This window comes from Lysinibacillus sp. BPa_S21 (assembly GCF_023337795.1).
Taxonomy (GTDB): domain Bacteria; phylum Bacillota; class Bacilli; order Bacillales_A; family Planococcaceae; genus Lysinibacillus.
In genome coordinates this window covers 419,062-440,693 of record NZ_JALIRS010000004.1, presented here as the reverse complement: position 1 = coordinate 440,693, position 21,632 = coordinate 419,062, and the positions used below count along the sequence as shown (strand labels likewise).

General features: G+C 32.1%; 17 protein-coding genes. All 17 read left to right on the top strand.

All coding sequences use genetic code 11. From position 1 onward, the window contains the following. The first annotated feature begins 30 nt into the window (after window positions 1–30). The 17 genes from MOK21_RS10535 to MOK21_RS10445 all read left to right on the top strand — a co-directional run bounded on the left by MOK21_RS10535 (window position 31) and on the right by MOK21_RS10445 (window position 21,621). The gene (locus MOK21_RS10535) at window positions 31–1,554 is read left to right on the top strand and encodes a hypothetical protein (protein ID WP_249073893.1); all 1,524 of its coding nucleotides are present in this window, start codon (window positions 31–33) and stop codon (window positions 1,552–1,554) included. A 31-nt stretch (window positions 1,555–1,585) separates the two neighbouring features. Beyond that, a complete protein-coding gene (locus MOK21_RS10530; protein WP_249073891.1) occupies window positions 1,586–3,034 on the top strand; it encodes an AAA family ATPase in 1,449 nt (482 codons plus the stop codon). A 31-nt stretch (window positions 3,035–3,065) separates the two neighbouring features. Further along, a complete protein-coding gene (locus MOK21_RS10525) occupies window positions 3,066–3,602 on the top strand; it encodes a hypothetical protein (protein WP_249073890.1) in 537 nt (178 codons plus the stop codon). Window positions 3,603–3,643: 41 nt separating this feature from the next. Continuing rightward, a complete protein-coding gene (locus MOK21_RS10520; RefSeq protein ID WP_249073888.1) occupies window positions 3,644–4,660 on the top strand; it encodes a hypothetical protein in 1,017 nt (338 codons plus the stop codon). Window positions 4,661–4,736: 76 nt separating this feature from the next. Next, window positions 4,737–5,201, top strand: a complete 465-nt coding sequence (locus MOK21_RS10515; RefSeq protein WP_249073887.1) for a hypothetical protein — start codon at window positions 4,737–4,739, stop codon at window positions 5,199–5,201. A 12-nt stretch (window positions 5,202–5,213) separates the two neighbouring features. Continuing rightward, on the top strand, window positions 5,214–5,612 hold the full coding sequence (locus MOK21_RS10510) for a hypothetical protein (protein WP_249073886.1): 399 nt from the start codon (window positions 5,214–5,216) through the stop codon (window positions 5,610–5,612). Next, the gene (locus MOK21_RS10505) at window positions 5,609–5,863 is read left to right on the top strand and encodes a hypothetical protein (protein ID WP_249073885.1); all 255 of its coding nucleotides are present in this window, start codon (window positions 5,609–5,611) and stop codon (window positions 5,861–5,863) included. The genes MOK21_RS10510 and MOK21_RS10505 overlap by 4 nt, the downstream gene beginning before the upstream one ends. Then, window positions 5,829–6,521 (top strand): hypothetical protein, encoded by a 693-nt coding sequence (locus MOK21_RS10500; protein WP_249073884.1) that lies wholly within the window; start codon window positions 5,829–5,831, stop codon window positions 6,519–6,521. Before MOK21_RS10505 ends, MOK21_RS10500 begins: the two co-directional genes overlap by 35 nt. Continuing rightward, window positions 6,518–7,063 carry a hypothetical protein gene (locus MOK21_RS10495; protein WP_249073883.1) on the top strand — a complete coding sequence of 182 codons (546 nt, stop codon included), beginning with the start codon at window positions 6,518–6,520 and terminating at the stop codon, window positions 7,061–7,063. Before MOK21_RS10500 ends, MOK21_RS10495 begins: the two co-directional genes overlap by 4 nt. Further along, window positions 7,060–7,818, top strand: a complete 759-nt coding sequence (locus MOK21_RS10490; RefSeq protein WP_249073882.1) for a hypothetical protein — start codon at window positions 7,060–7,062, stop codon at window positions 7,816–7,818. The genes MOK21_RS10495 and MOK21_RS10490 overlap by 4 nt, the downstream gene beginning before the upstream one ends. A 36-nt stretch (window positions 7,819–7,854) precedes the next feature. Next, window positions 7,855–8,826 (top strand): Ig-like domain-containing protein, encoded by a 972-nt coding sequence (locus MOK21_RS10485; protein WP_249073881.1) that lies wholly within the window; start codon window positions 7,855–7,857, stop codon window positions 8,824–8,826. 70 nt (window positions 8,827–8,896) lie between these two features. Then, the gene (locus MOK21_RS10480) at window positions 8,897–9,397 is read left to right on the top strand and encodes a hypothetical protein (RefSeq protein WP_249073880.1); all 501 of its coding nucleotides are present in this window, start codon (window positions 8,897–8,899) and stop codon (window positions 9,395–9,397) included. A gap of 45 nt (window positions 9,398–9,442) precedes the next feature. Then, window positions 9,443–10,423 carry a tyrosine-type recombinase/integrase gene (locus tag MOK21_RS10475; RefSeq protein ID WP_249073879.1) on the top strand — a complete coding sequence of 327 codons (981 nt, stop codon included), beginning with the start codon at window positions 9,443–9,445 and terminating at the stop codon, window positions 10,421–10,423. Window positions 10,424–10,646: 223 nt separating this feature from the next. Beyond that, a complete protein-coding gene (locus tag MOK21_RS10470) occupies window positions 10,647–11,144 on the top strand; it encodes a hypothetical protein (RefSeq protein WP_249073878.1) in 498 nt (165 codons plus the stop codon). Between the two features lie 101 nt (window positions 11,145–11,245). Continuing rightward, window positions 11,246–11,764: a hypothetical protein gene (locus tag MOK21_RS10465; protein ID WP_249073877.1), complete on the top strand. Its 519-nt coding sequence runs from the start codon at window positions 11,246–11,248 to the stop codon at window positions 11,762–11,764. Window positions 11,765–11,980: 216 nt separating this feature from the next. Beyond that, the gene (locus MOK21_RS23755) at window positions 11,981–20,836 is read left to right on the top strand and encodes a phage tail tape measure protein (protein ID WP_283164675.1); all 8,856 of its coding nucleotides are present in this window, start codon (window positions 11,981–11,983) and stop codon (window positions 20,834–20,836) included. Further along, entirely contained in the window at window positions 20,836–21,621 is a 786-nt protein-coding gene (locus MOK21_RS10445) for a distal tail protein Dit (protein ID WP_249073876.1), read from the top strand. The genes MOK21_RS23755 and MOK21_RS10445 overlap by 1 nt, the downstream gene beginning before the upstream one ends. The last annotated feature ends 11 nt before the right edge of the window (window positions 21,622–21,632 follow it).

The following is a 21,632-nucleotide window of genomic DNA, read 5'->3' as shown; positions in this document are numbered from 1 at the left end:
TAATCATATTAAAGTATTGGAGGTGAACGAATGTCAGAAGTTGTACAAATAGATACAGAGACAGAAGAATATAAAAGAATGGTTAATGATTATAACGATTACATTAATACCTTTGTTTCTGGATTTGTTACCAATTTATTCACACAAGGGATTATTGAAGAAGTAGATGCTGAAAAACTTAAAAAATATTTTTCTAATCCAGATACATATCAAAAAGAAATTGAAGATTTAGCTCAATATTATTATATTTCTTCTGGCGAAATACATCAATTATTCGAATTAATTGAAGCACTCCCCTCTTTAAACTATAAAATAGATTCATTTGATAAGAATAAACACACAGATAAGCATATCGGAATGATTAACAAATCACTTCACAAAATAAAACATAAGCGTTTGACTCGTGATTTACTTAAACAAACATCTGCATCTGGAACTTTAGTTGGTATTTGGTTAGGTGACAAGAACAATATTTACCCGTATATATTTGATGATGTATCAATGGTGTTCCCTGCCTATAGGAAAAATGGTGAATGGCAATGCGTTATAGATATGGAGTATTTTTCAACATTACAAGAGGATTTTCGTAATGAACAATTCAATAACATGTCACCATATCTTACGAAAGCAGACTATAAGAAATACCAAGAAGACACTTCTAAATACAAGTATAAAGAATTACCACAAGATAGAACTTTTGTTTTGAGAATTGGAACATTGAAAAGAAATCAAGGATTAGGCACGTCTTTAGTGACATCTGGTTTATATGATGTATTACATAAGAAGAAACTTAAAGATGTAGAGTATTCTATCGCTAATAAAATTATTAATGCTGTTGCAGTATTAACTGTAGGGGTAAATGGTAATGAAAAGTATGATACAATGACGAACTTAAAACTACCTAAACCTGTAAAGCAAAAAGTCCATTCTGGTGTTAAGCAAGCATTAGAAAAAAGTAATACTAAGGGTGTAACTGTAGTAACAATACCAGACTTTGCGAAGTTAGATTTCCCTGATGTTTCTACTGATGGACTAGGTGACAAAAAGTATGAAAGTGTCAATTCAGATATTAAGACTGCATACGGTATGTCTGGAGCATTGTTGAATGGTGATGGCGGTAACTTTAGTGCATCTAAACTTAATCTCGATACATTCTATAAGAGACTTGGAGTTTTACTAGAGGATGTGGAACAAGAATGTTACCAAAAGATGATTAATCTAATTCTCCCATCTTCTCAAAAAGACAATTTTGTAATGGAATATGATAAATCAACTCCACTTACTCACAAAGAGAAAGTGGATATTTTAATGAGGTTAAATGATAAAGGATGGTCAATTAAACATGTAGTTGATCATTTGGATGGTGTTTCTTGGGAGAGTTACTTTGAACAAACTATCTATGAAACTGAAGAACTTCATTTACAAGACAGAATTCGCCCTTATCAAAGCACCTATACTATGACAGGTGAAAAAGGTGGAAGACCAGAAGTAGATAGCAACAATGATAATACTGTTAAATCAAAAACAGGAAATGGTAACGATTTGCCTGAATAAGTGTAATTAGTCTTTTAAAGGAGGTGAAATATTGAAACAAAAAAGGCATTTATTTGAAATACAATTAAATTCAATTACTGACACAGATAATCCTACGAAATCAGAAGTTGAATTTATTCTACATGGATTTGAAGTATCTCATAACTACGCTTTCATATCTAAAGAAACTGCTAAAAAATCATTACACACACTAAACGGGATGCCTATAGTTGCTAGATATTATCCTGTTTCAGAAGCAGGTGCTAATGACGATGCACTAGGTTCTCATGAAATGTACATAGATAAATATCGTGAAGATGGTAGTGAGATTGTAGCAATGGATACAATTCCTATTGGAGTATTTACAGAAGACGCATACATTAAAACTATTATTGATAATGAAGGAAATGAGAAAGAAGTAGTAGTAGGTAAAGGCATTTTATGGACTTCTAGATTTCCTAATGTAGTCGGATTATTAAAAGAGTGGATTGATGAAGGAATCAATGTTTTATCTAGTATGGAAATTTTATATGACACCTATAGAGTAGAAAATGGAATTACAGAAGTTCTTAATTATGTGTATGAAGGACATTGTATTCTAAACTCAGAAGATAGAGGCGGTCATAATAAGATATACCCTGCTTATGATGAATCTAAATTAACAAAATTAGTTGCACAAGCGATTAATCAGAAAGACAAGGAGGAAAAAGAAAATATGGAATTCTTTAAGAAAGTTTACGAATTATCTCATAGTGACGTTCGTTCCCTACTTTATACACAACTTGAAACATTCTTAGGTAAAAAAGAATACTCTTATATTTCAGATGTGTATGAGACATATTTTGTTGTTAATACATACAAATATGATGAAGATGATAATTTAGAATATGATAAGTACTTTAAATTTAATTATTCTAAAGGTGAAAATGATTCAATTGTTATTGATGGTGATTCGAAAGTAGAGGTTACGATTAAACGTGATTGGGTAGAAGTAAGTCAATTCGAGTCAATTCAAAATGAGTTAAAAGAGGTATCTACTCAATTAAGTGAGAAAGAATCAAAAGTAAATGAATTAGAAAAGCAATTAAATACTATTTCTACAGATAAGAAAACAATTGAAAATAAATTCAATACTGCATCTGAAACAATCGTTCAACTGAATTCTAAAGTGGATGAACTTACTCCATTTAAAGAACAATTCCAACAACAAGAATTGGATAAGGCTTTAAATGAAAAGAAAGAGTTTTATGGTGGTAAATTTGAAGCTTTAAACGCTAAAGAAAAATTTGAATCAGAAGAAGTACAAGAATTAATCAATAAAACAGTTTATGAAAATGAAGAAGGATCTAATGCAATTCTTCAATTAAATTCAATGTTAGTTGATATGGTTACATCAAACAAAGAAACAAATTCAGAAAAACCTGCAATCAGAGAAGTTTCTAGTAAGCGTGAAAATCTAATTCCGTCTAGTGATGATTTTGATAGCAGATATTCACTATAAAAAAATACATAATAATTGGAGGAAATTTAAAATGGCAAGCGATATCTTAAAAGCGTTACAAGAAAAAGGAAATCATGCGGTAGGTAATTTGTCAAGCCTAAAAATCAAAACGGTAGCAAATGGTGCTATTGTTGAAGGAGCAGATATCGATAATTTTACGTTGGGTGAATTAGGCTTTAATGCGGAAGGAGAACGTACAGTAAAACAATTATCTGCAAATGATAAAAAAGCAGTGTTAGTAGCATCACCAGAGACTCGATATCTTGACGAAGAAATTACTAAATTCTACAATGCAGTTGGTGAACGTGTTCGATGTGTAATTTTAGAAGAAGGTTATACTCGTTTCGAAACTTCTGCATTCACTAAAAATTCTGGTGTTAGCGAAATTAAAAATGGACAAGTTGCTCACTTTGATGTAGCTACTAAAAAGTTCATTGTTTCTGATGCAGCTTCAGCACATGCTGATTACGCTACTGCTTCTGCGCAATTCTTAGTTGCAAATAATGAAGAAGATATTCAATACACTCTTGGGAAACCAATGATTCGCTTTGAAGTAATTAAGGCTTAATATCAAAAAATACATATTATACATTAAAGGAGATTAAAATAATGGCACTAGACAATACAAAATTAAAAGGTTTATTTAGTCGTGTATACAATAACAAAATGGAGGAAACTGATTCAACTGATATCAAAGCATATATCACAAAAGTATTCGGTGACGGTGGCGTAAATCCCGACCCAACAATGTTGCATCAATTCAATCAATTAGTTGTTGAGACAGCAGATCAAATTGCTAAACCGATGGTAACTGATTTACTTTCATTATTCGCAAATACTCAAACTCGTCAACGTGGAGACTTAGTTGAATTACGAATTCCACAAAAGAACAAGGCAAAAGTAGTATGGTCTGCAACTGGTTCAGGTGTAGATTTAGTACGTGTAGAAGGACGCAAATCAATTATTGCAGTACCTGCTCACCTTTCTACTGGTTTCTATTACGAGCCACTTGATTTAGTGAAAGAATCTGAAGAATATTTCCGTAAATTAGTAAATGATGTAGCTAATGCGAAAGTTAAATTATTCCTAGATAAAATTAATGAATTAACTGCTTCAGCTATTAGTTCTGGTAAAATTCCAGCCGCAAATGTTGTTACTGGTACTAATTTAACTTTAGCTAAATATAACAAGGCTGCGTCTGTACTTCAACGCTACGGTGGTCGCCCTGTATTTGTTGCAGATTCATTACTTATTGATCATTTTGCATTCCAACAAGCAAGCGACGCAAATGTAAAAGAATTACTTACTGAAGGTGTTAAAGAAGAGTTGCTTACTTCTCTTAACCCTACTACTATTCAACGTACAACTGCTGTGAACCTTGTAAATCCTTTCACTGACGAAACTAACTCTAAAGTTGAATTACCAGTAAATAAAGGTTACATGTTTGCAGGTAGTGTCACACAAAAACCATTCTCTATTATAGAATATGGTGGTCTACGTCAAATGACTGAACAAGATATTGAAGATGAACGAATTAAAGTTAAAATCACTCAAGATGTATCAATTAACCTTGTATTTGGTGAAGCAATTGCAGTGATTGAAGATGATAGCATCACTCTAAATTAAAATACATATCAATGAGGTGATTACTGAAAATGTAGTCACCTTTTTATTTTAAGGACTACAGGAGGAAAGAATAAAAATGAATGAAACTGTCAAGTTAGCACGTTATCGTAATACTTCTTATTTTGTTAAATACACAGGAAACGGACAAGAGAGGCAATATACTTGGAGTGGAAGTAAAAATGGTCGCCCTGATATTATAACCGTTCCTCGTGATGTGGTAGATTGGTTAACAATGAATACTTCATGTTTTGACAAAGGACAATTAGTTATTCTTGAAGACGAAGTGGTTGTAAAAGAAATAAAAGACACTATTACAGATGTAGAAGTATATGAAAATAACACTCATACTAAAGAAGAAATCGAGAAGTTATTAGGCGGTAACATTAATAAACTTAAAGCTGAATTAAAGAAGATCACGGTTGATTCTGAAAAACAATTTGTAATTGATGTAGCTTCAGATATGAAAGAAGATTTAACAAAAGGTAAATTAGACGCTCTAGCCGATTGGATGGGAGTTAGTGCAGATATTTTATTTGATTAAGGGGTGGTATAAATGAGTACCACTTTTGATGAAGTATGGAAATGTTTCTTGAATAACTGTAAAGTCTCTGACATTGATCTACCTAATACAAATGAAAAAATTCACGAAGCAATTAAAAATGCAACTATGTATTTTAACAATAGGATGCGAACAACTATTCAATGCGATATCGATTGCGAAACTTTTAGCAAAGAATTATCAGAAGATTATCTTTTAATTCTAGCTAATTTTATCAGATTAACGTTCTTAATTAATCAACGTACATATTTTGAATCATTATGGCAACCATTTGCTTCAGATGTTGGATTAAGAAATTTTGGCACTCAATTAAACTCCTTAAAAGCATCTGTTCAAGAACAAGAAAAGAAACTTGACACCTTGATTATTAATACAATGGAGGACTTTCTATGACTGATATCAAAGTGAAATCCTCTTACATTAATAATGAATTTGAAGATGAAAGTGTTTATTCTTATTGTTCTAAATTGAGTAAAAGAAACAATTCAATACTCTTCTTACTTGAATCATACCTAAATAAAAAGTTACTTAGCGACAGTGAATTAGCTGAAATAAGAAATGTAATTTTGACAGTTAGTGCAGATATAATAAGACTACCTTCCCTACTGTATGTCGAAGACGGTGATGAAAATGAAGGATTATAGCAATTATCACAATATCAATACTGGAGACAAAGTAGATCATGACGGATTATTACTACTCAATAAGTCTTTGGATGGTCATTCGTCATATGAAGTAGTAATTAATTATGAAAAACCTGCAAAAATACTGATGAGTCAAAAATGGGATGCTGACGGTGAGGCTATGAAAGTTATAGGTCATATTGTTGATATTGAAAGAGGAAATTTAATTGAGTATAACAATGAATATTGGCTTGTAGTAACTAAACCAGAAGACAATCGAATTTATAGGAAAGCAGAAGTTAGACTATGTAGCACTACATTCCCTGTAAAGTTAGAAGATAAGGAAGTACTCACTGGATACGACAAATTAGGTAGACCTGTTTATGAAGTTGAAGAAGGCGAGATTGTACATAAGCCATGTGTTGTTAAAATGAATGATGCGTCTACTGCAATTGCCGATGCAAATGAACCAGTGAACTTGTTAGCGAATCAGGTAATGGTAATTATTCCTTACACAGAAGCACCTTCTATTGAGTTAAATGAGCAATTCGATTTGTACAATGAAACCTATCGTATTATTAGGATTGACCCTTCAAGTTCAATAAATAAGGTAGGTATTTTAAGAATCACTGGTGAACGAGAAGGACGAAATAAATCTAGTGAGGAGGATTATGAATGAAGTTGAAAGAATCACTAGAGAAATTATTTATTGAGTTATCAAAAGATGAAGAGCTGCTTAGACTTCTCCATTATGTCCCTAAGAATGCATTAGATGACCCTTTGGATAAATCAAAACCAAATATATCTAACCTAAAAGATAAGCATAATATTATTTCTAAAGTTTTAATACCATCGGATAAGACATACGATTTAGTTTTAGAATCTAAAATGTCTCGCATTTGCTTCTATACAGGAACTCGTAAACCTCAAACAAGCTATAGTTCTTCATCAGGAAGATTGCACGACAATCCATATGCATCTGACCAAGTTTATAATTTTGATGTCTATGTGCATGTTGATATTGACATAATGGATTTTCGTATGACTTGGATTTGCGATAGATTAGACGAATTACTTCTCCTCAACAAAGTTACAGATGTTGGGGATTTTATTTTGGCATTCAGTTCCCCTATTAATAATACGCCTAAAGGATTTATCGGTTATAAGTTAGCCTATGAAGCTACTTCACTTCAAGAATCACCTAAGAGAGTTCGAAAATGAAAATTGATTTAGATAATGTATGGGGCAATCCGAAATACTATCGTAATATTCCAGTACATCCTGTTCAGATGGAGTATATTGAACAATTGTATGATGCAGTACAATGTCTACTAATTCCCAAAAACACAATTCAAGAGCCTATGATTATTAAAATGTCTTATTTGGCTTTTGTGATTTTCATTAGTTCAGATGAAGATAATAAGCACTTCTTTGATAAATTAGTAACGCTAATAAAGTTGATAAGTAGAAGTGAAAACATTAGGTTTGATGTTGATGAAAAGAATAAATATTCGATTGTAATTGATGATGACATAGTGATTAAAGAAAGAGACTTCGACAAAATCAAAGTGATTATTGGTGAGCAAAATTTAATTGATGTATCTGATGAAAGTTTAGGTAGTGAATTTGATAAGGCAAAGAGTGAAGCTAGAGCATTTATGAATAAAAGAAACAAGAAAATGGCTGATTTAGAACAACAAATAATTGCTTATAAGTGCGTTTCTCAATCATCTTACGAAGATATTAAGAAAATGACTATTTATCAATTTAGAAAAGAATTAGAAAGATACGATTTAATCAAATCTGCAGATATTCTTCAAAACGCTCAATATTCAGGAATGGTTTCATTTAAAGAAGGAACTACAATTCCTCACTGGTTAGATCAAATTGAAACTAAGGATGCAGATGATGACTTAGTGTTGACTGAAGAACAACTTAATCAGATTTCTTCAAAAAATGGATTAATAAGTATTTAAATAACAATATACATAAACGAAAGAAGGAATTTTATAATGACAGAAAAATTATTTGCTTTATCGGTAGCAGATGCCTTATTAATTGACTCACAAGCAGATACGTTAGTGGTCAAAGGTAATGCTTTATTAAGTTCTACAATGGAACAAACAATGCAAGAGAGTGAGATCTTTGCAGGTCGTGGATCACAATTACAATTCACTTATAACTATCAAAAAGTATTATCATTCCAAATCGAGGCTGCTGATTTCTCCCCTACGTATCTTGCGCTACAAACTGGTTCAAAAATTAAAAATGAAATGTCTAAATATTACACAGAAGAAACTGTTACTTTTGATGATACAGGTAAAGGTACATTAACTGACACACCAATTGGCGGCGTATATGTTGAGATGGCGTCTAATCATAATACAATCAATGCGAATAGTAAATCAATCACTGTACCTACTTTAGCTAATAAAACAGCGAAGGTTGTATATCAGTACAGCGTATTAGTTGACAAATTAACTATTCCTGCTGACTCATTCCCTAAAGCATATAAACTAGTACTTACTTCTGATATTTTCGGTGCTGACGGCGATAAAGCATTTGAGCAACAAATCATCGCTCCTCGATACAAATTAGATGGTGCATTATCAATGAACCTAACACATGATGGTGTATCTCAATTTACTTTAAACGGAAAAACTTTAGCTGATAATGACAACAACTACGCATACATTACATGGAAACCAGTTGGTAACACAAAAGTAGCAATTTCAATGTTAGCTGCTAATATTGGTGAAACTACTCTTGCTGTAGGAGAAACTGAAGCTGTTACTGTTTATGGTATTCGAGGTGGAGAGTATAGTAATATTGTAATGGATAATTCTGCACTTACATTCACATCAGACGATGAGGCAGTTGCTACTTTTGTAGATGGTGTTATTACTGCAGTTGCAGTTGGAGAAACAAACGTTAAGGTTTCAGATGGAACTAATACAGATGTAATTGAAGTTGTTGTATCTTAATTAAATAAATACATATTAGTGAGTAGGTTTAACTTCCCTACTCACTTTATTATTTTAGGAGAAAATAATTATGGTTAAATTTAAAGACCCTAATCATTTGCTTAGATATTTGGAACGCGGAGACATTATCAGTACTGTATTTAAAAATAAAAGCATAGAAAATGTATTAGCTAAAGAAATGTCTAAAGCTGTACAAGATGTAGTATATCGACGATACATACCTACTGAATATTTACGTAGAGGTAATGATGGTGGCTTATCTGACGTTCGTAACATGAAGATCACTAGAGTTGAAGTTGATAATGGGAAAGTTAGAGTATTGTTTGAAAACTTAACATTAGGACAAGGACAGTTTTCGCCTATTTATGAACATGATTATGATTCATTAAGGGGTCAGTTCATTACTGATACCATAGAAGATGGAATTACAGAAAATTGGTATCGTACTGGTAAATGGAGTGAAGCTAGACCTTTTGTTCAAGAAACAATATCTAGAATACAAGCTAATCCATTACCTCTGATTAATTCAATAAAAAGCGCATATAAAAAACTTGGATTTGAAGTCAAATAAGCTTCAAGTCTTTTTTATTTCATTTTTGTGAAAGGAGAATGATGAATGAGCAAAATTAAACCAGTAACAGATGTAGAATGGGAATTAATAAATAAAGAGAATAAACGTATCGCAAAAGCATTTCTAAACCAACGACAGTTATCTCCTAAAACATTAGAGCAATATGAATCTGCTGTTAGAATTTTCTTTAGGTGGGTCTATGAATATTTAGATGATGTACCATTACATAAATTAAAGCCAAGACATGGATTGGAGTACCAAAACTACCTTATTGAAGAAGGGTTGGCTAATGGTTCTGTACGATTTAAACGTTCAGTAGTTTCTTCCATGTGTGGATATGTAGAGAATTTCTATGATGATTTAGATGAATATAAGACTTTTAGAAATATTTATAACAAAAAAGTTCCCAATGTTTCTAATGTAAAAGCGAAAGAAAAAGTACCTCTTACTATTGAGGAATATGAGTTACTTTGTGAAAAGTTAGAAGAACAAGAAAGATGGCAAATGCTAGCGTTCTTAAAATTTACATATGCCTCTGGTTGTCGTAAATCAGAAGTTCATCAAATTTTAAAAGAAGTTGCCGAAGCTGAAAAAGTAACTGATAAAGAAGGTAATCAGAAAAACTACTATCTAACTGGACGAGTTCGTACAAAAGGAAAGGGTATAAAAGGTAATGTCAGAAGACTTCAGTTCAATAATGAAGCTATGACTGCTATTAAGAAATGGCTAGAAGTACGGGGTGAAGACGACTGTCCTTATTTATTTGTCAGAAAAGATTCAAGTGGTAATGTATTTCAATTATCAACTGCTACTTTTAATTATTGGTGTTCAGTAGTATTCTCTGAAATTATTGGTAGACATATGTTTGTACACTTAATTAGAAGTACAAGAGCAACTCATTTAGTTGTTGAAGAAGGCAAGGATATTAAATCTGCGCAAGCTATTTTAGGACATGCCGATTCATCAACAACTGAGATTTATGTAGTCAGAGATGATTCTGAAGATTTAGATTCAGCGTTTGATTAAATAGTTGAACTACTCCCCTACTCTATTTAGGGGATTACTTGAGTTATTTAAATAATACTAGAATTTTATTTAATAAAATACATAAAAATAACTGTAAAAATTTTTACCTTTCTGTTAATATTAAAGTTAGATAAATTCTAAATTAAATAACATATGTGCATAAATGCTTCATAATTATGGTATCCTTATATTACATATTATTTGTATTTTAGGAGGCGTAATTATGAAATTTAACAGATTGTGGATTGTAATACTATGCTTTACTTTCCTCCTATCAGCTTGTGGAAAAGAAAATAATGAAAAAATAAGTGCTAGTACTGAACCTAAAAATGTTAATAATGATTTAGAAGTGAATAAAGAAGATCCATCAGATGAGTTTTTAAAAGTAACAGGCGTAACACTGACTGGAAAAGAGGTGCAATTTGATTTAGCTAACAATTTAGATAAAGAATTTTATTTAGAAGGTCAAGTTGAATTGTGCGATTACTATAATTACGGTTACACAAATGAAGAAAAATTCTTTTGTGGACAATTAACTCCGACTGATGGAGGGTATTCAGATTCTTGGTATTTATACTTTCATAGGGATTCATTTAAAAATGAATATCAAGATTTATTGAATGGAGATGTCAATATGAGAGTTGTTGCACAAATACCTGCTAAAAGCTATAAGCAAGGACAAGGTAGAATGGCTGCTGTAAAGAAGTCACAGAGTTACTAACTTAAATATTATTTTCACAATGAGTCTAGCCATCTTGGTTAGGCTTTTTATTTTTTTATAATACATAATTTTATTTATATGGATATTAAGGAGGAATTATTATGACAAATAAAAAATCAAATCCTGTTGGGTTATCTTATATCAGCCAACAATCAGAGTACGTTAATAGTAAAGAGAAATATTATATTAATAAAGAGCAGGATAAATATATCTACTACTTCCCAACATTCGGTAAAAATAAAAGCGATGAGTTAATAATTGAACTAGCAACTACTATCAATTATTGTCATGATAAAAATATTGATTTCCTAAAAAATGATGCCGATGTTTTAAAGTACGTTCACTTTTTGATTATCAAGCACTTCTCTTCACTATATGAAGAAATAAAAGACAAATCGTTTGAAGTTCATATTGAAACATTAAGTAAAATGTACGATACAGGGATGTACGATTTATTTTTTAACGAAATTTTTAATGAAGATGAAGTTCAGAAAGTAATTGATCAACTTTATTTGACTGAAGAGTTGGCTGATAAGTATGTAAAAGAGTTAACTGAACAAAAAGAGATTATTAGCAAAAATGTTAATACGCAGTTGTTACGAGATAAAGTGTTAAATTAAACAATTATATTAAGATATATAAGTGATGTATTATTGAGAAATTTCATATTCACCTTATATATCTTAATATTGCTAGGTTTATATTAGCTCTAATCCACTACTACGTCTTTTAAAAACAAATTTTATATTAACCATAAAAAATAAAAAGAAGAAGTTGAGTGATTTTTTCGCTGACCTTCTTCTTTTTATTTTGCTAATTAATAAAGGGGGATGAAAATGGCTACCAATAATCCAATAGAACTACTGATAGCATTGGGAGTTAATGACAGTGCATCAAAAAATAATATCCAAAATTATTTAAATAAAATAAAACAAGATTTAAAATTTAATATTGAATTAGACGCGACAAAAGGTAACGGAAGTTCCTTTGATAGTATGCGTAAAGAAATAGAATCCTTACAAAAACAAGTAGCTCGACTAAATCAAGAATTAAGTAGTGTCGGAACAGGCAAGTCTCACTCCCCTACCCTATCTCAAGGTATAAAGCGAGATGTCGTAGAGTCAATTAAATCTTTAGATCAATTGAAAAACCACATTAATCAACAAAATGGCGAGTACAAAATAAAGACAATTACAGACTCGCAAGGCTTAGAAAAGATAGATGCAATTGTTACAAGAGTTAAAACAGGATTAAATCAGATTCAGGAAGTACATCTTAAACCAATATTAGATACAAATAATATGGTTGTAGGATTAAAGCAAGTTACCCAATTTATGCATGATATTAGCTCTAAAGATTTAAAAGTTAATGTTTCTAAAGGTATCGAGGAGTTAAATAAGTTTGCTCGCCAAGGTGAATTATCTAAAGAACAATACGAACAATTCAGAAACAGTATTAGTTCTTCAATTAGCAATACTGAGTTAAATAAAGTTCTGGAGTCTATGAGGAGCATCAATAAAGAAACTGCTCATGAAAATAAGATGCAGAATGCAATGGCTAATATTAATCAACAAGCTATTGAGCTATCTCAGAAATTAAATCAGTTTACTAAAGATAAGAATAGCGCTTTTGATCCTGTTGTTGTAGATAGGTTTATTGGTAAACTTGACAAATTAGCAGGTGTAAATTTTGATTCAGTTAAAGGTATGAAATCTGCTAATACAGACTTCTCTTCTGTTGAAAAAGAAATAAATACATATATTAAGTTACAAGAGAGATATAAAGATGTTACTAATAATTTAGAATTACTTCAGCGTCAAGGAAAAATCACTTCATCTGATTTAGCTAATTTTACTCAAGATGCAAAATTAGCTACCACTGTAACTCAATTAAATAATTTAAACAAAGAAATTAATCAGTTCTCTAAGAATACACACATTGATGCTCAAGTTTCAAATGCATTTAAGAATATAAGTAATGAAGTCGAACAATTAAATAACAAATTAAAAAATGTTACAAATAGTTTTAATGTACCATCAAACAATGCTCTATTTAGCAAAATTAAATCTGATATTGATTCAATCAACAATACAAAGATTAATACTCCTGAAGATATTAAAACTTTAAATAAATTAATTTCTGATACGTCTAAGAACATTAGACAGCTTGGACAAGACAGTATTAGCTTAAATCAATTTGAAATTAAGACCCGTGAAATTAATGATTTACTACAGAGAATGAGAGAATCAGGATTACTTACCAATAGAGAAATAAACAAGTTTGCAGATTCTTTGTCGAGAATTGAAACTGGTAACTTGGCTCATGTTAACAATTTGTTAACTCAAATGAGTACCAAATTTGATAAGTTAAAAAATAGTGAAAAGAATTTAGATACCTTTGAAAAACAGCAAAATTCTCTTTCTCGTCTTAATTCAGAATTAACCAGAACTGAAAAACTCTTCCCTCGTACAATGAATAAGTCTAAAGCTGAGGAATTAAGAAAAGAAATAGAAAAACTCAGCAAATTGAATGTCATTAATCCAACGACTTTAAAGAATAACCAAAAAGAAATTGATGCGTTAAGAGAAAAAGTTAAACAACTACATGCAGAGTCAACTCAATCTTCTAAATCATCAGAAGGCATTGTAAATTCGCTCAGAACAGCTTTACAAAAATTCCCAGTTTGGATGTTTAGCGCGACCCTCTTCTATGCCCCTATTCGAGGAGTCAAAGATTTAACTGAGCGTGTAATAGAATTGGATACAGCTATGACGCAACTTCGTCGTGTAATGGATATTCCAGACTATAAATTCAATGAAATACTTGAAAAGTCTATCGAAAATACTGAGAAGCTTTCAGGTAAAGTAGGAGATTATTTAAAACTAGTTGGTGAGTTTGGACGTACTGGTAAAAATGATCAAGAATCGATGGATTTAGCAAATACAGCAACACTTATTCAAAACATTTCAGAATTAACAGCAGACGAAGCAGTCAATAGTTTAACTGCTGCCATGATTTCTTTTGGTATCGCTGCAGAAGATTCTTTGACTATTGCAGATAAATTAAATGAAGTTGATAACAACTATTCAATTACAACGAAGGATCTTTCTCTTTCGATGAATAAAGCTGCGTCAACTGCAAAAACGTTTGGCGTAAGTCTTGATGAATTATTAGGTTACACAACAGCGATTGGTGCAGCGACGAGAGAATCTGGCAATATTGTCGGAAATAGCTTGAAAACTATTTTCTCACGTATTACCACTAATGATTCAGCAATTGGAGCACTAAATGACATTAACATTTCAATCAACGATATGGAGGGAAATGTTAAACCTGTATCTAAAATTATTGGAGAAATTGCAGGTAAATGGGATAAGTTAACTGATGCGGAAAGACAGAATACTTCAGTAAAAGTAGCAGGAGTTTACCAATTATCTAGGTTCAATGCATTAATGCTTAACTACCAGATGGCACAGGACAGTACGGCAACATCTATGGATTCATTCAACTCCGCTATGCGCGAACAAGAAGAGTACAGCAAGAGCTTACAAGCGAGAATTAATAGATTAGATACTGCATGGATGTCTTTCGCAAGCACTGCTGGAGATAAAGTGCTGTATGACGGAATTGTCGTTGTTACAGAAGCTCTTAAGGGTATGACAGATGGCTCTAATACCATAGCAAGTAAATTAGGTGTTTTAGCACCTGTATTTGGTTTAGTTGGAATGAGTGCTTATGGTCTAAGTAAGAATTTACGTACTTTAATTACTACTACTTATGCTCAAAGTGCCTCAACTGTAGCCGCAACTGGCAGCACAGGTATATTTGCAGGAGCATTAACAGGATTAAGAACTGTAGCATCTTTAACTACCGTAGCCTTGCGCGGCTTGATGATTGCCACTGGCGTAGGTGTTGCATTTGCAGGAGTAGGATTTGTACTAGAGAAATTAACTAGTGCTATGTCCAATGCAATTCAGAAAGAAGAAGAACTTGCCAACTACAACAACAAAAACATGTCGGCTTTAACTGAAAATAAAACAAAGATAGAGGAATTAATATCTACTTATAAACAGTTAAACGCTGAAAAAGAAGATGGAAAGTCTTGGGATTCAAATAAAGAAAAAGAATATCTTAAAGTGCAACAACAGCTTAGCGAGGTATTCCCTGCTTTAGTAGACCATATAGATTCAACAGGTCAAGCTCATTTAAAAAATAAAGAAGCTATTGATCACGAAATTGATTCTACGAACAAGTTAATTGATGCTCAAAATAAAATAACTGTCAATAAGGCTATCGATGAATTTGAAAAGTTAAGCAATGAATTAAACGGTTCTTGGTACGATTCAATTTCTAATTATTTTTACGGAAGCTTAGAAGCAAGTATTAAACAACAGAAGCAAATCATTGAGGCTATGCAAAAGAACGGCATAGACACTTCTGCACAAGAACTAGAATTAATGAACTTAGAACAACAATATCAGCAATCTAGCGAAAAAATAAAAGGTTATATTTTTGAAGTAACTAAAGCAATGGCTGATATGAATGGTACAGAAATTGATTCCGCACTCTCTAATTCTTTACAAAAATTTATTTATAGTTTGGATTTATCTAATTTAGATGCAGAAAAATTAAAGTCATTTTCTAACGAACTTGGGAAAATTCAAGAGAAGATGCAAAAAGCTATTGATACTAGCAAAGAAGGCTTGTTTAAAGACGCAGTAGGTGATCTTAATAAATTAGCTTCTCAGACTAATGGATTTGACTCCAAATTAGATAAATTTAAAGATACTTATTCAAAATTATCCAATGCTATTGAAAATGGGAATCAAGGAATAAGTGTAGCTACAGATGAGTTTGATGAATTAGATGGAAGTATCGATGAAGTTTCTGATTCAACAAATAAACTAGCTGCAAAAATGAGCGAATTCAAAGATGTAACTGAGCAAATGGCAGGTGTATCACAATCAGGAGTCGATGCATTAAATGACTTAATATTACGATATGACATGCTTACCTACCAACTAGCAGGATACACTCAAAAGCAATTAGAAGATATCTACACTAAAGAAAATTTAACCTCTAAAGAACAAGAAGTTAAAAAAGTTCTGGATGAACGTGTAGCTATTATGAAGGAAATGTCTAGTGTCTACCCTGACCTATTAGATAAAGATGGTAAAGCTATTTTCCTATCAGATGAGAAACGCAAAGCAATTGAAGTAGAAAATAAAGCAAATGAAGTACTGCTAAAAGGTTATAAGCTTGCTCGTGAAGGTAAATTAAATGCTGAACAACAAGCTACATTGGCATCAGCTAGTGGAGCTAAAGCACGTATTAACAACTTAAAAGTAGAAATTTTAATGCTTGAAAAGTACATTAGAGCGAATCAAATTGCATTGTCATCTGCTGTAGCAATCAATTCCTTACCGTTGTCTGGCGTTGCAGGTTTAGCTATGAAAGTTGGATTTGAAGGTCAACAAAAAATAGCGCAAGGTAGACTCGCAAGTGCTAGAGCAGAATTAGATAGTCTTAGTGGTAGCCTTTCAAGTAATATTGGTAAAATTCAAGGGTTCACTTCTGCAATTGAAAACTCTTCTAAATCGACTAAAGGTAATACTAAATCTACTAAAGATAATACTAAAGCTGCAAAAGAGAATAATGCCGAAAAAGAGAAATCAATTTGGATAACTGATAAGTATAAGCAGAAGTTAGAAGAACTTAATCTAGCAATAGAAAAACAACAAAAATTGCAATCTAAATTCCCTGAGTACTCTAATGAATATAAAAAGTCGTTAGAAGCTCAAATCAAGCTTGAAAAAGAAAAATTAGCACTACAACAAAAGCAAGCTAAAACTATACAGTCTCAAATTGCATCAGGTAAGATTCAACAAACTGGTAATGTTTCAATTAAGTCAAACTCAAACGGTAAAATTAACGGTTATGACGGTAGAATCACTTCTACTTATGGCTCTCGTGCGGACAAACATCGTGGTGTTGATATTGCAATGAATGTTGGAACTCGTGTAGATGCTCCTGTTAGTGGCAAAGTAATTAAAGCAGGTAGCGCCACATCAGACAAAAACGGGAAGGCAATGCACTGGTCGTATGGTAACTTAGTAGTTATTGAAGATAAAAATGGTATTCGTCATTTGTTAGCTCACTTAGATAAAACTTTAGTAAAAGTTGGAGATCAAGTACAAGCAGGAACTCAAATTGGTAAGTCTGGTAACACTGGAAAATCTACTGGTCCCCACCTACACTACGAGCAAAATAATTCTAAAGGTCAAACAATCAACCCTACTTCTACATTAAACGCTATTCGTTCTAATAAAACTACTCCCACTACCTCATCTGCATCTAGTCAACAGGCTGTGGTTTGGAATTACTTTAAAAATAAAGGTTTGAATGATAAAGCTATTGCAGGACTTATGGGTAATATCCAACAGGAATCAAGCTTCAATACAAATGCAGGTAAGAATGCTCCTAAAAGCGCTTATGGTATAGCACAGTGGCGAGGTAGTCGTCTAACTGGATTAAATAACTATGCTAAAAGTGTTGGTAAAAGCGCTAATGACATGCAAGTGCAATTAGAGTATATGTGGAAAGAGCTAAACAGCACCGAGAAAAACGCTCTTACCTCTCTTCAACGAAGTGACTTATCTGCCTCTTCTCACGCTTCAGAATTTGATAGATTATTTGAACGTAGTGGTCGCTCACATGTACCTAAGAGACAAAATTATGCTGACCAATATTATAAACAATTTGCAGGTACTAATGGTGGTGCAGGAGTTGGTATCGATACAACTCAACAAGCAATTGATCAAGCTAAATCAGATTTAAACGGATTAAATGCTGATATTATGCAACAAGAAGAAGCCATTTCAAACTTAGAAAAGCAGCTTATAGATGTTACATTATCTGCATACGAACATAAAAAGTCTAATTATGATAAAGTGCTCGAAAATGGCGCTAACCGTTTAAATAAATTGATTAAATCTTCTCAAGCTTATCGCGATGAATTAGATAGACAAATCGTCACTTTAAATGAGAAAAAGAAAGTTAATCAAGCTGAAATGGCAATGCTAAATAAATTCATCAAAAGTGGTAAATTATCTGCTGCTACTGTTGCAGAATATACTGACCGTTTGCATGAATTAGGTAAAGTAAATAGTGAAATTGATTTTGCTATAAAGGATATCGATACTTCTAAGTTAGAATCCTATGTAGCATTGGTTGATGAAGTATTTGCTAAGTATGATGTTCTACGTAAAGAAAAAGATACTTTTATACAATACGAAAATATTGCTATTGAAGAATTAGATACCTCTTCCCTACGCTACCTTCAAACTTTAGATAAAATTAATTCTAAAATGCGAGAAAAGCAAAATATTAATCGACAAGAATTAACAAGTCTTGAACTGTTAGTTAAGAGTAATAAATTATCTGGTGAAGCGTTAGAGAAAACCAAAGACAGAATTACAGAGTTAAATTCACAAATTAAACAGTTACAACTAGAGATTCAAAATGGTGACTTTAATATCATTGTTAATATCAAAACTCAATCTGATGCTGTAATTGGTAATATGCAGTTTGAAATCGATAGAAATGAAGCCATTCGTAAGATGTATGAAGAAGGTTCTGCAGATTACAAAAAGTATACTGAGAACATTCTTAAGCAATATGAAAAGATGGCTCAAAAGCATCTTGAAACTCGTGACGCATTAGTTGAAGAATTAAAACAACGTGACATCACTGCTGAAAGAATTAAAGAAGTAAAGAAACTTCTTGAAGAAGAGCATTTAGCATATTTAAACGCTACCCTATCAATCAAAGATTATACAAAGCAACTTGAAGAAGCAAATAAATCTCAACTTGAAGGTATTGCAGATAAAATTATCAATGCATATAAAGAATATGTTCAGGAACGCAGAGATGAGCATATGAAGATGATTGATGATGAGATTAAACGTGAAAATGAAAAACATGAGAAAATCATGAAACAACTCAATGATGAAATGGATTTATTCCGTAAAAACGTTGAAGAAAAATTACGCTTAATTGATCGTCAAGAAGCTGAACGCGATTACAATATGCAAATCGATGATATGGAGAAAGAACGTGATAAATTACAGTCTGAATATAATCTTCTATTATTAGATAACTCAAATGAAGCAAAACAGAAACGCAAGAAGCTTCAAGAGCAACTTGACAAAATTGATAAGGATATTGCCGAAAAACGTCATGACCGTGACATTGAGCTGCAGAAACAAGGACTTAATGACCTTCTTGAAACTAAGGAAGATGAAATAAACGGTAAGATTGAGCTTCAGGATAAAGAGCATGAAAACACTATCCATAAAATTAATCGTGAAAAAGAGTATTGGGAAAAGCACTATAACGACCTTTTAAATGATGAACGTAAGTTTGCTAGAATTCGTGAAGATATTTTAGCAGGTCATTTTGATAAAGTTATGAGCGAGTTTGAAGGTTATATTGCTGAAATGATTGCTACAATGCCTGAATTAGAAGATACTCTAGATGGAACAATGCAAGCAGTAGGAACTTCTATTCGTCAAAATGTAATAGACCATTTGAGAGAAGCTATTAGTCTAATAAATGAGTTCAATTCTACGCAGATAGGCTCTAATAGTTCTTTCGGTGAATTTAATCCTGGAAATATCTTTGATGAGAATAAAGGTAATGGTATTGGAACTTCAAACGGTAATTTAACTCAAGGTGATATGAAAGTTCTTCTAGGTAAATACTTAACTGATAATGTTGCTAACCAATTATCTGGTTCTGCTAAAAATAATGCACATACAGCAGGTAGTTCATTGGGTAGTGAAGGACGAAAAGAAGGCTCTAAGATCGATAAGAATACATCTTTTGATAATGCCATCAAAGGTTTAACTAGTGCTGAATTAGAAGCTTTAAATCAATACTTTGAAGCCAATAAACACCTATATGGTGGACAGTATGAAAAATACATAAACGACTTCCTAAAAGGTAACGGTTCTTATGTTAGCTCTGGTGATATAAGTGGTACTGATAAATATGGATTAGGCAACATCTTAACTAATGGTGACATGCAAGTACTGATGGCTAAATATGTTAACGAAAGTTTATTAGGATCAATTAATGACTCTAAACAGAGAGCATCAGTAAAATCAATTGCTGATAAAATGGCATCTGATGGACGCAACAATGGTATGTCTAAGTTAGAAAAGAATATTTCATTTGGCGCTATCACTTCACTAATGAGTAGATCACAAGCTAATCAATTAAGAGACTTTATGAATGCAAACTCTGGTGCATTTGGGGATGCTACTTTACAAAGTCAAATTAAAAAATACGCTGCATCATTGGATACTGGCGGATTTATGAATTGGTCTGGTTCTGGTATTGACGGTAAAGGTGGTAAAGCTATTATTGCTCACCCTAATGAAATTATGCTAAATAAAGTTGATACAAAAGGATTCTTTGACTCAATTAATGTCATGGATAAAGTCATGAGTAGTATTAAACCAATCTTAGCAAAATTCACACCACAACCTATCCAATCAAATCAAAAACAAAGTGGAGACATATATCAAATTCAATTTGGTGATGTTATCGAAGCCAATAAGGATCAAGCTGAAACATTTGCTACATCATTCATAAATAATGTAAAAAGAAAAAAAGGAGGTAGATTCTAATGTATCAATCTCTTAATTTTACTTACAATGGAATATCTAGTGAAGACATGGGCGTTGTAATAATTAATGAAGACGGAGGACTTTACAAAGATATCTTCCTCCCCCAACGTTCAATAAGAGAGAAAAAGATTAATGGGAATGATAGACCTTACTTTATGGGAGTGGATAATAATCCACTCTCTTTTCCTTTGTCTTTTTTCATCAAAGAGTGGGAAGAAAGAAATAATTTAAGGGCTATTTCCAGATGGATGTTTACCGATTATTATAAACCTCTAATTTTCGAGTCGAATCCAGATAGAATATTTTACGCAATAATTGAAGGTAACAGTAGTCTACTACATAATGGATGCCAAGATGGTCATATAACCCTAAATGTTAGATGTGATTCACCATTTAGCTACTCCCCTATTATAAGGCATGATGTATCTGTAAAAGGTAAAACAGAGCCGTATTTTTATAATGAAGGTGATTCAATTATTCGTCCTCAAATTAAGATCACCAAAATCGGTAATGGAGATATTTCTATTAAAAATACGGATAATAATCAAGAATTCAAACTCACTGGTCTTTATGATAAAGAAGTCATTCTAGTTAATTGTGAAAATGAGGAAATTGTAAGTAGCTTTCAAAAGTCGCTCAATAGGTATTTACACGACAATCATAATGATGTTTGGTTAGACTTTGACAGAAATTCATCATCTACTTTCACTTTTACAGGAAATTTTGAATGCGAATTTTATCTTGAATACAAATATTTAAATGAAGACAGACCAATATATTACTAGTAAAGGAGGAA